We start from the raw sequence: 14,475 nt of genomic DNA on the forward strand, positions 1-14,475 counted from the left end.
GTTTTAACCGGGCAGTAGAAATCCTGCATTCTTCAGGATCGTTCTCAGCACATTTATCTTTTCCAGTACTATTGGCCAGGCAGCATACCTGCTGTTCAGCTCAGCCGGGGTATAGTTGAAAATAACATCCAGGTATATTCGCAGGTCTTCCTGTTCCGAGCAGGTGATGATATAGCCGTAGATATCGAAGTAAAAGAGCAGGCCGAATTCTTCGGGTTTCCGGTCTCCATCAGGGTACTGGAAGGTGAAATCGGAGACATAGATCTCATTCTTGAATGCGTTCCTTGAAATACTGAAAAATACAGCCTGCAGGTTGATGGATGGAGTATTGTACAGTTGTTTGAATGCGAGCGCCTGCAGGATGGAGTTGATGTAAACCTTTTTGGAGGCTGCGCTCATGGTATCGGGATTCACGATCCTGATCACAAGTGTGTTGAGCCCTCCCAGAGCATTGAGCTCTGTTTTAGCCGGATAGTTCGGGGCGGGGATGGCAGGATAAGTGAAAATGGTGTCTGCAAACAAAATACTGTGAAGCGGGACCTGATCCGGCACCAGCGGCAGCAATTCTTCTTTCACCAGTTGCAACATGGGCAGGAGGGAGGTCCTGTCCAGCGGTAACCGGAATTGCGTAAATGTATCGGTGCCCAGCGCCGGCGACCAGTTCACAATAAGCTTTGTATAGAAGTAGCGGGGAACGCCATTGTTTTCTCCTACCTGTTTTCTTGAAATGGTATCATTGTAAAAACAAGGGATCCCCGTGCTTTGATAGAACTGGTAGATGGCGTGGTCAACAGGATCTGAAGGATTGTCTTTCACCACCAGCAGGTTCTCTTCCGCGTTGACGGGTTGTAGTGCGGCTTCTTTCTTACAGGCTGCTATCAGTAATATACAACCGATGATCCATATTTTATTGTTGAGCATAATGTCTGCATTGAAGGTGATCAGATGATGGGTCTCTCAGGACGAACTTCATTTTTGATAGCTCCCTGGTTGAATTCAATTTCCGATTTGGGCACCGGCGCCACCCAGGTGGCTTTGTCCTGGCTATAGGGTTTCAGTTTGTAATACCCTTGTATATACCTGCCTGAACTGTTGTAACCATATGCGGTATGATGAATGGATTTTTCAAACGGAAAGCGTGTATTCACTGCATATCGTCTCAGATCGAACCAGCGATGCCATTCAAAGCAGAGCTCTTTTCTTCTTTCTTCCCGGATGAAATTGACGAGGGCTGCGCCGGTTTCGGTTACGGGACTGAGCTGGCCGGGTTTGAAACGTTTCTTTCTGAGCTCCTGTATTGCCAGCGATGCTTCTGCATCGCGGCCCAGAATGGCCAGGGCTTCAGCTTTGATGAGATGGACCTCGGGAAGTCGAATGATATAGGACTCCATTTCATTCATGTTGTTGCCTCCTTTTCTTGCCAGCACTTCACCGTTGCCGCTTTGTTCGAAGAAGGCCGCAATACGCAGGTCACTGGCCGCAAAGGAAGACCTGAATTCCTGCGATACTTTGAAATTGTCGCCAAACGTGAAACTGCTGTTCTGCATTTTCGTAAACAGTCCAGACCCCAGGGCTGAAGGAAAACAGAGGATATTCTCCTGGGATGATTTGTCCAGGAATGGTAGGCCAGCCGGTGGGTTATTGAGATCTATAAGCTGGTACTTTTTATTGCTGATCACCTTATCGGCGTATGCAATGGCATTCTCATAATCAGACATGAAGAGATAGACCCTGCTCAGCATTGCCTGTGCGGTGGTCCTGTTGACCCGGATCCTGGAATTTTCATTGTGTGAATCGAGCTCTTTTTCGCTTTCCAGCAGGTCGCTCAGGATCTGGTCGAACACTTCTTTAACGGTATTACGGCTGAATACCTTGTCTTCCACTGCCGGATCTGTTTTCAGGGGAATGCTATAGTCAACGGATGCAGTGGCCTGATTGTACGGTTGTCCATACAGGTTAGCCAGGTAAAAATAATAGTAGGCTCTCAGGAAATGGCTTTCTCCCGAAACCTTCCGGAGAAGCTCTTCAGGTTCTCCTTTTCTTTTCATTTCCGGCGCATCATACAAAACGGTATTGAGTGCTGCGATCCTTTTGTAAACGGCTGTATAATAATCGTCGAACAGTTCTCCTCCGTAGGAGGTGAGCCAGGGAACAGGCTGCCAGTTATGGTAACCGGAAAAGTTGTAGGTGAATGATGCTCCGGATGGGTTGGGACTGGGATTTCCGTCAACATCATCATCCAGCAGGTGTGCCCAGAGGATGGGCTGCTGAATGGCATAGCCCTGGCCGAGCAACAACTCTTCAAGGTCTGAAGCTGTTTTATTGAATGTTTGGTTCTGGGAATAGCTGGCCAGGAATTTCTTACAGGAAGAGAACAGGCCGGTGATGAACAACAGGCAGATGAGGGGCACAATATTTTGAAGTAGTCGCATAGTTGCTGATTTAATGGATGGATCAGAGGCTGACATTGATATTGAAAGTGTAAACAGGTCTCAGTGATAAATTGATACTTGGAGAAATGCCCGATTGTGTGGGGTCCTGTCCGTTCAATTCCTTACTGGCGATGGTGAAGAGATTAGAACCTGTCAGGCTCAGTCTGAAGAATTTCACATGCATCCTTGAACAGAGCTCCGCCCCCAAATTGCAGGCGAGCTCAAAGGATTGCAGCTTCAAGTAATCGCCTTTCACCACGCGGATATCGGAATCGTCGTAAATCTGGTATCCGTTGAAGCCCAGTGAGGGGCCGGAATAATTGGGAGTGGACGACCACCAGGGAACTTCCGCAGAGTTGGACAATCCGGGAATATTCGTGATCAGTTCGTCTCCGGGATATCTCCAGCGGTTCACGAATTCCCTTCGCAGGTTTTGTTGTGAAGTAGGCTGAAAGGTCCCGTAATTGCCGGATGCAATTCTCATCAGCCTGATCTTGTTCCCGAAACTGTAAGTGAAAGTGAAATTGAGCGTCCAGTTCCTGTAGCCGAAATAATTTGACACACCGCCCTGTAGTATGGGTTCCCTTCTTCCTGTTTCCACCAGGATGGATCGGAAGATCTCTTCATTCGTCATCTTTTTGAATTTGTTCAATAAGTCTTCGGCGTTTTCCTGCTCCAGGCCATAGAAAACCGGCTTGCCTCTGTTGTCGAGCCCTTTGAAACGATAGGAGTAGAATGTATTGATGGCTTTTCCGTTCATAGGAATGGAACCATTCAGATAATTTTGATAAGTGATGGAGCGAGTATCCACCAATACATTCCTGTTATTATCCAGCGAACTGTTGAGCAGTTTATTGAATACCTGACCGAGTTGCGGATCGATCCTCCAGATGAATCCTTTTTTGGTAAGGTTATTCCCGATATTGTTGATGGGAATGAAATTGAAGTTGAGCTCAAAACCTTTATTCTCGAGAATGCCGCCATTCACGATATAGCTTCCTGTTCCATTCACCTGTGATACTTGCTTGGTCAGGAAGGCGTCACTTGTTTTCTTGTAAAAGAATCCGATGGTGCCGCTGATCTTGTTGTTGAGAATGGAAAAATCGAGACCGAGATTATAGGATTGTGTTTTTTCCCATCTGAGATTGGGATTGGGGTAGGATGAGATAATGGATTGAAAGCCCTGGTATACACTGTTGAGACCTTCTTTCTGGATGATGGTATAAGGTGTTTGGTTGGGGAGCATATTGCCCTGTGTGCCATAAGAGAAACGGAGCGCAGCCATGTTCATCCATTTCGTATGCGCAAACAGGTCTTTATGCATATTCCATCTTCCGGACAGAGACCAGGTGGGGAGGAACTTTTCATTGCTTTTGGAACCGAATGCATTGGAAAAATCAGAGCGGGCGGTGGCGCCGATGATATACTTATCGTCGAAAATATAGGTGGTGGTCATATAACCAGACAGGAGATTGGTCAGTCCTTCCACGATCTGGGGTTTGCCATTGTTAGCCAGCCATAGGGCGTAGGCCTGGTAATCGCGTGGATCAACGGTGCCGAAACTGAAACCTCTTTCCGGGTAATAGGCCCTGTGGGTTTGAGACATGGCGCTGCTTTTCTGAGAAGTAACCTCGCTGCCCAGCGAAGCATTCAACTGGTGCTTGTTTCCTGCATCGAGGAAACGGCTGAAGTCTGCCTGACCGCGTACCGTATAATTTTGCTGACGAGCAGTTTGTCTTTGCAATTGCCCTCCAAAAGGCGCCGCATTGTGATTGGGGTCGTCCGGAAATTCCCCGCGCAGCTTATCCATGAAATTTGTTTTTTCTTCATACCAGGTTTTCTGTTCGGTTTGTCCGGAAGTGTATGAAAGCACGGCGCTGAGCTGAAGACCAGTCAACAGTTGGTAATTGAGATTGGCTGTGGCCGTATAGCTGGAACCATTCACTGTTTGTCCCGAGCGGTTCATCTCATTCAGGATATTGAAGCTGGGTCTGCTCAATGAAGAAACGTAGGTGAAATTGTTCAGTTTGGTGGGATAGAAATAAGGGCTGCCATCTTCATTGTTCACACCAATTGTTCTGCTGGTGCCATAGGCATAGTTCAGGATGGCCAACTCCTGCGGTGTGTAATGGCGGTCGTTCTTATTGGCATTGATGGAGAACTGTGCTTTGAAGTTCTTATGGTTCACATCAAATCCAAGCCTGCCTGTATACCGTTTGCTGTATTCAGATTTTATTACACCAGTTTCGTTTGTGTATCCCAGTGAGGCGTAGTAGCGGCTCTGCTGATTTCCCCCGGAAATGCCAAGGGTATGATTGGAAGAGAATACATCCTGGGTTACCAGTTTGAGCCAGTCTGTATTGATGGTTTCTGCGCTTTTGATACGGGCCAGGTAAGTATCGCGGTCGATGAGCCCATTGTAGTAATCCAGTACTGCTTTTTCATATCCTTCGGGAATACCAAAGAAGGGGAGTTGTTTATCGATGATCTCTTTGGAAACTTCCACTCTTTCCTGTGAGTTCATCATGTTCACGTCTTTGTCTGTATACCGCGGGCGGCGTGTATAGGTGAGGCTGCCGGAATAATTGACTGCAGGTGGGCCAGGTTTGCCTCTTTTGGTGGTGACCACTATAACGCCATTAGCTGCACGAACTCCATACAATGCTGTTGCAGCGGCATCCTTGAGTACATCTATCTGTTCAATGTCGTTAGGATTGATACCTGAGATGGCATTGCCTACCAGGTTCACGAAATCCAGGTCGTTGATCTTATTGGCGGGGATGGGAACCGGATCTACCTGCACGATGCCATCCACTACCCAGAGCGGTTCCTGTGAACCGAGAAAAGTGGAAGTGCCTCTTACGCGCAGCCTGGGTGCGGCTCCGGGCTGTCCGGAGTTTTGCATGTAGATCATGCCGGGCACGCGTCCTTCCAGCATTTTGTCTACTGTGGTGAGTCCGGGTTGGATGATGGAATCCATCTTCAGTGAAGTAACGGAACCGGTAAGGTATTTCTGCTCGATGCGCTGGTAACCGGTGGAGATGGTAACTACGTCCATTGATTTATCGTTGAGCTCCAGCACGGCATCGATGTTTTCACGACCCTTTACTTTTACCTGCAGGGGCTTGAAGTTCACAAAGGAGAAGATCAGTTCATCATCTTTGGCTACCGGGATGGCATATGCGCCGCGCTCATCGGTAAATGTGTAGCGGGGCTTACCCTTGAGGCTCACGGTAGCGCCGGCAAGCGGGGCGCCGGATTTGTTGAGCACACGTCCCTGTACAATGAGGTCGGAAAATGTAAGTTCCGTTGTAAGTGCCAAATGGGCGCCTTCTGCTTTCTTCTTAACAATGATCGTTCCTTCCACTATTTCATAAGTAAGGTCTGTATTCCTGAAACACTGTTCCAGTACCTGGTCCAGCGGCATTTTTTTCACTTTCAGACTGACTTTACCAGCCTGGGACAATATATTTTCCGTGACCATGATATTCAATCCTGTTTGCGACTGAATGGAGCGGAATACTTCTTTGAGCGGCTGGTTCTTCACCGATAGTGTAACCAGGGGGCTTTTGTTCTGGGCCGCCAATTTCAATGGGCCAGTCAGCAAAAGCATCAGCATTAGTTGTTTGAGCATTCTCATTTTGAAGCTTTCTGTTTTGGTTCGTTATGGCGCATAGGGATCCTCCCGGGATGCATGCACCGGGCCTCCATGCCTGATCGATTTTTCTGGTAATTATTGAATGGCCTTAACCGTCAGCTTTTTGCCATCAATAGTAAAACGGACATTGTTCGCCTCCAGTACTTTCAATACTGCCTGCAGGCTGCTGTTCCGTTTGATGATCACGAAATACTTCTCTTTGGAAATAGCTCCTTCATAAACCAGTTGGAGATCGTACCATCTGGCAACCTGTCGCATAATGCTTTCAAGGCTGGCGCTTTCAAAATGGAAGTACCCGTTCTTCCAGGCCATCACTTCTTCAGTGTTCACATCATTGCTGACGGAAATTTTTCCATCGGCTCCGCTTCGTGATTGCTGTCCGGGAGTTAACTGCACGGTGTTGTTGTTCCTGGTGACATTTACGCCACCTTCCAGCAGTGTTGTTGTGAGGAAAGGTTCGTTGGTGTAGGTATTTACATTGAAATGAGTGCCGGTAACTTCTATCTGCATGTCGTTTGCCATTACGCGGAACGGCATGTTCTTGTTACGGGCTACTTCGAAGTAGGCTTCACCGGTGATGGTTACATCCCTGTTGTTGCCGGTGAATATGGTAGGATAGGTGATGGACGAGGCTGCGTTCAACCATACATGTGTTCCGTCCGGCAATTGCAATTCATATTGAGTGCCATTGCGAGTATAGAGCGTATGGTTTTCCGGTTTGGTGGTATTGCTGTTGTAGTGCAGCATGCCACTATCGTTGTTCACGGTCAGGTGCTGTTGTTGCAGGATCTTTCCATGCAGGCTGTCAAGCTGCAGTTCCTGCCCGTTAGCGAGTTTCAATACCGCACGATCGCGGGATACTGGTGTTGTTTGTTCTGTTGCAGCGATCACAGGCTGATCTGCGCCGGTGTTCCTAAAGTAAAGGTAAGCGGCGATGGCGGTGGTTATCAGCAGTACAGCAGCCGCGGCCCATCTTACAGGGAACCTGCGTTTCATGGGGATCACAGGAGCTTCTTCTCCACGGATCTCCTGTAACAGTTTTGCCTGCATTTCTTTTTCCAGCATCGTCTTTTCTTCATCAGAAGCGAAAGGATTCTGCTGCTGGCTCATTGCATTCTGGTAATCGAAATACGTTTCAACGAAATGAATTTCTTCCGCTGTAGCCGTTCCCAGCTCATATCTTTTCAATAATTCCTGTACATATTTCTGATCACTGCTGTTGAGCATGCAATAGGCCGTTTAAGTTGTAGTCACAAAAAAATAACCTGTTTCCCGACGAACCGGAACTTTTTTTTCAGGCTTTGAAATGGGAAGAACCGGAAACAACCATCATGATCACCATCAGTTGCATCATCCAGGCTTTCAGTTGTTGTGTGGTAATGCTGAGATTGTTCTGAACGGTTTTGGTGGATAAGTCCAATTCCGATGCAATCTCCCTGGCGGAAAGGTTTTCATAATAATATTTGACGAAGATCTGCCGGCGTTTCTCCGGGAGCGCTGCAATCCAGGCATCGAGCAGTTTAAGGAAATCCTGCATGTTCACCTGGCTGTCTGCTTCAAAAGGAGAGTATAGGATGGTTTGGAAAACATCCAGGAAATGGGAGGACTTATTCCTGTTGATATAATTGATCACGCGAAAGCGGATAGCTTTTTCCAGATAGGCGGGAAGATGTTCCACTGAAAGCGATTCCCTTCTTTTCCAGATGTCGAAGAGCACATCGTGCACGATCTCCTTTGCAGCGGCTTTGTCTGTCAGCTTCCTGTATGCCGATCGGTACAACTGTTCCCAGTATCTGTTGTAGATTTCTGTGAAAGCCTTTTCCTCACTGAGTTTAAGGGATTCCAGCAACTGTTGTTCAGTATATGTCTGATAATTGTTCAAAAGCAATGCGGCAGGGGATGGTGAAGCAGCTTGATGGGCATGCGGATCAATTTATTGGCCGGGTTAATTTTTTCCAAATTAGGATTTTTCTTGCTGAGCAGTTCAATTTTTATAAGATCTGATGCCGGAAGATGGTGAAAGGCAGATGTGCTAACATTTGTTAGTAATTTAATCGCCTTCATTTTGTAGCCACCTACTTTCTTCGTTTCTTTGTGGTTCTAAAACCAAAAGGAAATATGATTGATGCCTATAGCATTCCTGTTACAAAAACTGAACGTAGCAAGTTGAATGACACGCCCCTGGAGAATATCCCCTTCGGAAAACTCTTTACCGACCATATGCTGGTTGCGGATTATATCAATGGTGAGTGGACGAATGTAGAGATCAAGCCATATCAGAATCTTTCTGTGGCTCCGTCTCTTGCAGCCATTCATTACGGGCAGGCAATTTTCGAAGGTATCAAGGCGTACAGGAATGCGGCAGGTGAGGCATTTATCTTCCGTCCGTTTGATAACTGGAAACGTTTCAATATAAGCGCCACACGCATGCAGATGCCGGAAGTTCCTGAAGAGATCTTCATCGAAGGCATGCGCCAGCTGATCGGCCTCGATAAAAAATGGATCCCTGATTATGCAGATCATTCTCTGTATATCCGTCCATTCATGTTCTCAACTGATGAAGTGATTGGCGTGAAAGCATCTGACACTTACAAGTTCATGATCATCCTTAGCCCCACAGGGCCTTATTATAGCACACCTGCAAGGATCTATGTTGAAGAGACCTATACACGCGCCGCTCCTGGCGGAATTGGCTTTGTAAAGGCCGCAGGCAACTATGGCGCCAGCATGCTGGTAACGGCCGAGGCCCGTAAACAAGGTTATGACCAGGTATTGTGGACCGATGCAGCCGAGCATAAATATGCGCAGGAGATCGGAACGATGAACGTATTCTTCGTTACCGGCAATACAGTACTTACGCCGGACCTGGAGCAGGGCACTATCCTGAATGGTGTTACAAGATCCAGCGCCATCACCATCATGAAAGAGATGGGGTATAACGTGGAAGAGCGCGAGGTGAGCATCGAGGAAATGATTGAGTTGTACAAGAAAGGCCAGCTGCAGGAAGTGTTCGGAACAGGTACTGCGGCTACCATCACTCCGATCCGTGAGCTGAAATACAAGGACTTTGTAATGACTTTCAATGTAGACGAGTGGAAGGCCGCTCCTGAAATGAAGAGAAGGCTGACCGATATCCGTGAGGGCAGGGCTGCCGATAATCATGGCTGGTTATTCAAAGTGTAAGCGGTTCATTTACAGTGTAAAAAACGCTCAGTTAAAATTTTTCACAAATTAGATTTTCAAAATTTGGTAAATAACAGGTAGGGGGTTACCTTTGCCGTCCCAAAAATCAAAAGGTTTAGAATGCCTACAATTCAACAACTGGTAAGAAAAGGAAGAGAGATCATCAAGGCAAAGAGCAAATCAAGAGCTCTGGATTCCTCACCATTCCGTCGCGGCGTATGTACCCGTGTTTATACAACTACTCCGAAGAAGCCTAACTCCGCTTTGCGTAAGGTTGCCAAAGTGCGTCTGACAAACAAAGTAGAGGTGATCGCCTATATTCCGGGTGAAGGTCACAACCTGCAGGAGCACTCCATCGTGCTGGTAAGGGGTGGTCGTGTGAAGGACCTGCCAGGTGTTCGTTACCACATCGTACGTGGTAGCCTGGATACTGCCGGTGTGAAGGACAGAAAGCAGAGCCGTTCCAAATACGGTACTAAAAAGGAAAAAGCTAAAAAATAATCAAACAGTACGCATTTATAAATAATTCATAAATGAGGAAGACAAAAGCCAAGAAGATCGCCCCGGCGCCTGATTCTAAATATAATGACGCTCTGGTTACGCGCTTCGTGAACAACCTGATGTGGGAAGGTAAGAAGAACACTGCCTTCACCATTTTCTATGATGCGATGGATCGCGTGTCAAAGACAACCAATGAAAACGGTTATGAAATTTGGAAAAAGGCGTTGAGCAACGTTACACCTGCGGTTGAAGTTCGCAGCCGTCGTATCGGTGGTGCCACCTTCCAGATTCCTACCGAGGTTCGTCCGGACAGGAAGATCTCCCTCAGCATCAAATGGCTGATCCGCTACAGCCGCGAGAGGAACGGTCGTAGCATGGCTGAGAAGCTGGCTAACGAGATCGTTGCTGCCGCTAAAGGTGAAGGCGCTGCTTTCAAAAAGAAAGAAGACACTCACCGTATGGCTGAGGCAAACAAAGCCTTCTCTCACTTCAAAGTTTAATGTCACTTTGATCCATATAACTGAGCCCTCACCCTGGTGGGGGCTTTTTGTTTATTCCGTAATGCCTGCACCTTATGATCAGAACACTTGCCCATCTGTTACTGCTCACTATAGTGGTTCTCGCCTGTCATGAGCAGGGAGCCAATGGCACTGAATCGCGCGCCAAACATGATTCCGCAACTATCGCACCTGTTGAAGATCCCAGCGAACATTCCGCAGCGTCAATCACCGTCCGCCCGCTGATCGGAACCTGGGCTATGACCGGCGATACGCATATGAGCTTCCGGCTCAGTAAAGACTCGCTCTACTATCCCAATAATACTGATGGATTCCTGTACAGGGCCACGCCAGACAGTATCCACTTCTATATGGATGGATATGTAAATGATTTTGCCTGGAAGATCAGGTCACAGGATACGCTGGAGATCATTGTTGATACTGCGCAATCCCATTTTTATTACAGGTTGAAATAATTAAGGCGAGGCCGGCTAAAAAGGCGGAGAGCTGGCTGTCGCCCGCCTCCGGCGAGTGACTTCTATTTGTTCGCCTCCGGCGAACACCGCGTCGCCGGAGGCGACTAAACAAAACTCACTCGCCAGAGGCGAGCGACTGCCGCTCGCCGCTAATTCAGGAAAGCTGTCCCAGTTTCTTAATGTAATTCTTGAATTTGACCTTACCCGGGATCTGCGGTTCGGTCAGCGGGCCATCGTATGTTTTTCCTCTCTTCAGGTAATACTCGGTGAAAGTGCTGGATGTGATCCCCCATTTGCGCAGGAACGTACGGTAACCATTATTCGCAACTACGCGGCCGGTGGATTTTGTTCCGAAATGATAGACGCGGCTGGCCGCTACTCCCTTGAAGATCCTTACACCCAGTAACCAAAGTTTCATGCAGAGATCGGGATCGGAATAAAAACCGGGAGAGAACTCGATGCTGTAGCCGCCGATCATGTCCCAGAGGTCCTTATGCATGATATTCGGAGGCCAGGTGGTGCCCTGCCAGTCTTTCATCGGCAGGTCCTTGAATGTACGCAGCAGCTCCTCTTCGCGGAAACTGCTGATATCTTTTCCATAGTCTTTGCTGATGGTGCAAACATTTTTGCTATCGGGCTCAATCAGTGTGCCTGAGAGCAGGAAATTTTTATGCCCGATCTGCCGGATCTCATTCATCAGCTCCGTATCCCAGCCGGGGCAGGTATACATATCATCATTGATATACAGGATATAGTCAGCTGTAGCCAATGGCCTGGCCAGGTTCATTGCCAGGCAGATGCCAATATTGGTATCGCTGTGGTTGAATTTGATATCGGGTTGTTGTTTCACCCACCCGAGTGTACCATCGCTGCCATCATTCACATGAACGATTATTTCGTGAGGAATGATGGAATTCTTCCTGATACTTTCAACGCAGCACCTGAGATAGGGCAGGTTGTTCCAGGTGGGTATGAGGATCGAAAAACGGGTGGAATGGTTCATCGGGTTCTGTTCTTTGGGGCCAAAAATAGCCAAGGAATTGACAATGATCTCAATTTAATTTTTTGTATTCATTGTATCATCTGATCAATAAAGATAACCTGCCCGCCTGATTGCCATTCCTCCTCATCACCAGGAAATACAGTCCGCTCTTCAAACCCGTTAGCGGCAACCATTGCGGAAAACCGACCAGCGCCTGTTGTTTCAGCAGTTGCCCCTGTACGTTGTACAATTGAATAAGGGCCTCGTTGAAATCCTTTGCATGGATCCATACGCCGCTGTTTGCCGCAACAGGGTTGGGCCAAACGAGATAGTTGCCATGTTGCACTACCAATATTTTCTCCGGTTCACTGTAGATGAATTGCCCTGTTACCAGTTCGATCCTGAGCCGGTAACTGTTCTCTCCCTGCAAAAGCTGATCATCTTCCCATCGATATGAACTGGCGGAAGGAAGGTCAACGGTCTGTAAAAATGTTGCCACTGCCGGCCCCAACTTTTCCAATACGATCTGCTTTACCCGGTACAAGGTACCCAGCTCTGCTGTGATGGATACCCGGTCTGCGTCCTGTAAGTAAGCAAGAAAGCTTTTAATATAACAGCCTGCTCCCTGTGTGGTATAGTCGAAAGTGAAACTTTTTTGTCCGGTCTTTCCACCAATCAGCGGAGCAACGGCATAGAATAATTCCGGTTGCTGATCTTTTTTGAAAACAGCCTGGGTATCGGCAGTGGAAGTGATTATGGGACGAAGATACCGGTCACCGGCACCGATGGTGAACAGTGCATATTGCGGAACGCCGGGCGACTTATTCCAGCCGACCAGGAAACTATCTGTGCAGTTGAAACCGGTGAAACCGGTGATACGCGAACTGACAATGAATTCGTCCGACTGAATGATCTTCGAACCAACGGTGATGCGCAATCGAACCAGGGAGTTGATGTCCGGCACCGCCCACCGATAGCATCTTTTCGACAGGTCCGCATGTGCTATCAGTTGCCAATTAATGCCGTCTGTTGAATATTCAAGAATACCCATGCTTTCTGCGAAAGTGGATGACCACCGCAGAACATAGGTTGCGCCTCCTCTCAATGGATCGGACCCTGTTGGCGCATACCATTGGAAACGGTTGGCAGTATCTGCCTGCCAGGCGATGGAAAAAGCCTGCGGTCCGCTAACCTTGCTGCCTTTAATGATCAGCTGGTATTGTCCGGGTTCAGGAAAGTCGAGGGAAACCTGTTCAATGTTGTTGATCGTATCGATACCGCGATGGGCAGGCTTGTTCAATGAATCAGCATGTGCAGCCTGTGAAAGCACCCAGGGATAAACAACGGCACCAGATCCGGTATGTTTCAGTTGCAGGTCGAGGTCATTCAGCAATGCTTTTGTATTGCCGGGACCTGCGGGAGGATCTGTCCAGCAGAGGGTGGCTTTCAATCTCCTGATACCGGGACCGATATTCAGATCGTAGCTGATGGTTTCATCATGCTGCAGGGTACCGGTAAAAAATCGGTTGTTGTGCATCGTTAGTAAGGCATTGGCCGCATTGGCATTGCCGTAACCAGAAGTGAAATCCGGTCCTTCGTTCCCCAGATCATCAGCGCTGTTGATGAGTATGGCTTTTACGAGTGAAGCGGGGGGAAGATCAGTATTGCCCAGGTTGAGCTGGTAGCGTTGCTGCAACAGCAATGCGATACCGGAAACGATAGCCGCTGAGCCGGAGCTTCCATCCTGTCCGTATGCCATGAGTTCGGGTTTTAGTCTACCGTCGTATGCGGGTCCCCGTGAGCTGAGGGGAGCGATATTGTAAAAAGAGTCGATTGCTCCAACAGTGATGATATTCTTTGCCATTTTGAAGCTGCCGGTTAGATTGGCGAACCCGGGAAGATTGGCGTAGACGCCGTTTTCAGCAGCGGCAAGTCCTTCATTGCCTGCGCTGAAAACATGCACCAGCGCCGGATTGGCGATGAGGCTTGCATCGTAGGCGAATGCATCGGCTCCGTAATAATTCTCGATACCTGTGCCGTAGGAATGGTTTTGGACGCTGATTCGATAACGCTGGTAATCATCATCTTTTTCCGGCAAAAGACTGGTGAAGCTGGCGGAGCTGATAATAGCGCCGCTGGCGGCTCCTCTGCCGGTGCTATGAGAATTGCCTGCGCCTGCTGCCATGGTTCCCATAATGGTGGCGTGGGTGGAAGTATTTGCATCCGCAAGCGGTGTAGAAAGGAAGCGGCCCCGGAAATCGATATCGGTTGTATCCGGACTGCGTTCCTTGAGATTAAGCACCAGGTTGCGGCCATCGAGGGAGGGCTGCAGGTGGCGGATGGTATTGAGCTGGTTGGCGCTGGCATCGAAAGTGACTATGGTGAGCTCTTCCCGTGGAATACGGGGCCGGTCGGCATAGCGGACCAGGCCATTCCGGATCAGCGGGAGCAATTCCGGCAGGGAGGCATTGAGGACGGTGAGCCCCGTGCGGGGATCATGTCTCGATACGGGATTGCCCCCGATTTTAATGAGCTGTTTCCTGAGGAGGGAAGTATCTTTGCAGAGGATCCACCATGTAGTGGATTGATTGTCAGTTAATTTTTTGACAGCGGCGGGGCTGAGCCTGCCTGAAGGGGCAGGGCCTGGTTGCTGGGCGGTTGCGGAAAGCAGCCATCCGGATAAGGCGAGCGGCAGGTAGAATTTTCTCATGATTCAGGCGGCGCTGTTCTTAAAGTTAAATATTTG

11 protein-coding genes are annotated in these 14,475 nt (G+C 48.4%); 4 read left to right on the forward strand and 7 right to left on the reverse strand.

Annotated elements, in window-relative coordinates; all coding sequences use genetic code 11:
- Positions 1 to 3 precede the first annotated feature (3 nt).
- The 5 genes from D9Y29_RS21855 to D9Y29_RS21875 all read right to left on the reverse strand — a co-directional run bounded on the left by D9Y29_RS21855 (position 4) and on the right by D9Y29_RS21875 (position 7,972).
- A complete protein-coding gene (locus D9Y29_RS21855) occupies positions 4 to 921 on the reverse strand; it encodes a hypothetical protein (RefSeq protein ID WP_127132317.1) in 918 nt (305 codons plus the stop codon).
- Positions 922 to 941: 20 nt separating this feature from the next.
- Entirely contained in the window at positions 942 to 2,432 is a 1,491-nt protein-coding gene (locus D9Y29_RS21860; protein WP_164735514.1) for a RagB/SusD family nutrient uptake outer membrane protein, read from the reverse strand.
- 22 nt (positions 2,433 to 2,454) lie between these two features.
- Entirely contained in the window at positions 2,455 to 6,072 is a 3,618-nt protein-coding gene (locus D9Y29_RS21865; RefSeq protein ID WP_127132321.1) for a SusC/RagA family TonB-linked outer membrane protein, read from the reverse strand.
- Between the two features lie 93 nt (positions 6,073 to 6,165).
- The gene (locus D9Y29_RS21870) at positions 6,166 to 7,317 is read right to left on the reverse strand and encodes a FecR family protein (protein WP_127132323.1); all 1,152 of its coding nucleotides are present in this window, start codon (positions 7,315 to 7,317) and stop codon (positions 6,166 to 6,168) included.
- A 67-nt stretch (positions 7,318 to 7,384) separates the two neighbouring features.
- A complete protein-coding gene (locus tag D9Y29_RS21875; RefSeq protein WP_164735515.1) occupies positions 7,385 to 7,972 on the reverse strand; it encodes an RNA polymerase sigma factor in 588 nt (195 codons plus the stop codon).
- Positions 7,973 to 8,208: 236 nt separating this feature from the next.
- Here D9Y29_RS21875 and D9Y29_RS21880 point away from each other — a divergent pair, with 236 nt between their 5' ends.
- The 4 genes from D9Y29_RS21880 to D9Y29_RS21895 all read left to right on the forward strand — a co-directional run bounded on the left by D9Y29_RS21880 (position 8,209) and on the right by D9Y29_RS21895 (position 10,747).
- The gene (locus D9Y29_RS21880; RefSeq protein WP_127132327.1) at positions 8,209 to 9,273 is read left to right on the forward strand and encodes a branched-chain amino acid aminotransferase; all 1,065 of its coding nucleotides are present in this window, start codon (positions 8,209 to 8,211) and stop codon (positions 9,271 to 9,273) included.
- A gap of 120 nt (positions 9,274 to 9,393) precedes the next feature.
- Entirely contained in the window at positions 9,394 to 9,774 is a 381-nt protein-coding gene (rpsL, locus tag D9Y29_RS21885) for a 30S ribosomal protein S12 (RefSeq protein WP_127132329.1), read from the forward strand.
- 32 nt (positions 9,775 to 9,806) lie between these two features.
- The gene (gene rpsG / locus D9Y29_RS21890; protein ID WP_127132331.1) at positions 9,807 to 10,274 is read left to right on the forward strand and encodes a 30S ribosomal protein S7; all 468 of its coding nucleotides are present in this window, start codon (positions 9,807 to 9,809) and stop codon (positions 10,272 to 10,274) included.
- A gap of 74 nt (positions 10,275 to 10,348) precedes the next feature.
- A complete protein-coding gene (locus D9Y29_RS21895; protein WP_127132333.1) occupies positions 10,349 to 10,747 on the forward strand; it encodes a hypothetical protein in 399 nt (132 codons plus the stop codon).
- Positions 10,748 to 10,901: 154 nt separating this feature from the next.
- Here D9Y29_RS21895 and D9Y29_RS21900 read toward each other — a convergent pair whose 3' ends face one another.
- Both D9Y29_RS21900 and D9Y29_RS21905 read right to left on the reverse strand, forming a co-directional pair.
- The gene (locus D9Y29_RS21900; protein ID WP_127132335.1) at positions 10,902 to 11,750 is read right to left on the reverse strand and encodes a glycosyltransferase family 2 protein; all 849 of its coding nucleotides are present in this window, start codon (positions 11,748 to 11,750) and stop codon (positions 10,902 to 10,904) included.
- Positions 11,751 to 11,826: 76 nt separating this feature from the next.
- Positions 11,827 to 14,439, reverse strand: coding sequence for a S8 family peptidase (locus tag D9Y29_RS21905; RefSeq protein ID WP_127132337.1), 2,613 nt, complete (start codon positions 14,437 to 14,439; stop codon positions 11,827 to 11,829).
- Positions 14,440 to 14,475 lie beyond the last annotated feature (36 nt).

Source organism: Pseudoflavitalea rhizosphaerae, from assembly GCF_003991355.1.
In the GTDB taxonomy this organism is placed as follows: Bacteria; Bacteroidota; Bacteroidia; order Chitinophagales; family Chitinophagaceae; genus Pseudobacter; species Pseudobacter rhizosphaerae.

Bases quoted from the DNA above. Each gene is read 5' to 3' on its own strand.
- D9Y29_RS21855 (WP_127132317.1), bottom strand. From the start codon at position 921: ATGCTCAACAATAAAATATGGATCATCGGTTGTATATTACTGATAGCA.
- D9Y29_RS21860 (WP_164735514.1), bottom strand. From the start codon at position 2,432: ATGCGACTACTTCAAAATATTGTGCCCCTCATCTGCCTGTTGTTCATC.
- D9Y29_RS21865 (WP_127132321.1), bottom strand. From the start codon at position 6,072: ATGAGAATGCTCAAACAACTAATGCTGATGCTTTTGCTGACTGGCCCA.
- D9Y29_RS21870 (WP_127132323.1), bottom strand. From the start codon at position 7,317: ATGCTCAACAGCAGTGATCAGAAATATGTACAGGAATTATTGAAAAGA.
- D9Y29_RS21880 (WP_127132327.1), top strand. From the start codon at position 8,209: ATGATTGATGCCTATAGCATTCCTGTTACAAAAACTGAACGTAGCAAG.
- rpsL (WP_127132329.1), top strand. From the start codon at position 9,394: ATGCCTACAATTCAACAACTGGTAAGAAAAGGAAGAGAGATCATCAAG.
- rpsG (WP_127132331.1), top strand. From the start codon at position 9,807: ATGAGGAAGACAAAAGCCAAGAAGATCGCCCCGGCGCCTGATTCTAAA.
- D9Y29_RS21895 (WP_127132333.1), top strand. From the start codon at position 10,349: ATGATCAGAACACTTGCCCATCTGTTACTGCTCACTATAGTGGTTCTC.
- D9Y29_RS21900 (WP_127132335.1), bottom strand. From the start codon at position 11,750: ATGAACCATTCCACCCGTTTTTCGATCCTCATACCCACCTGGAACAAC.
- D9Y29_RS21905 (WP_127132337.1), bottom strand. From the start codon at position 14,439: ATGAGAAAATTCTACCTGCCGCTCGCCTTATCCGGATGGCTGCTTTCC.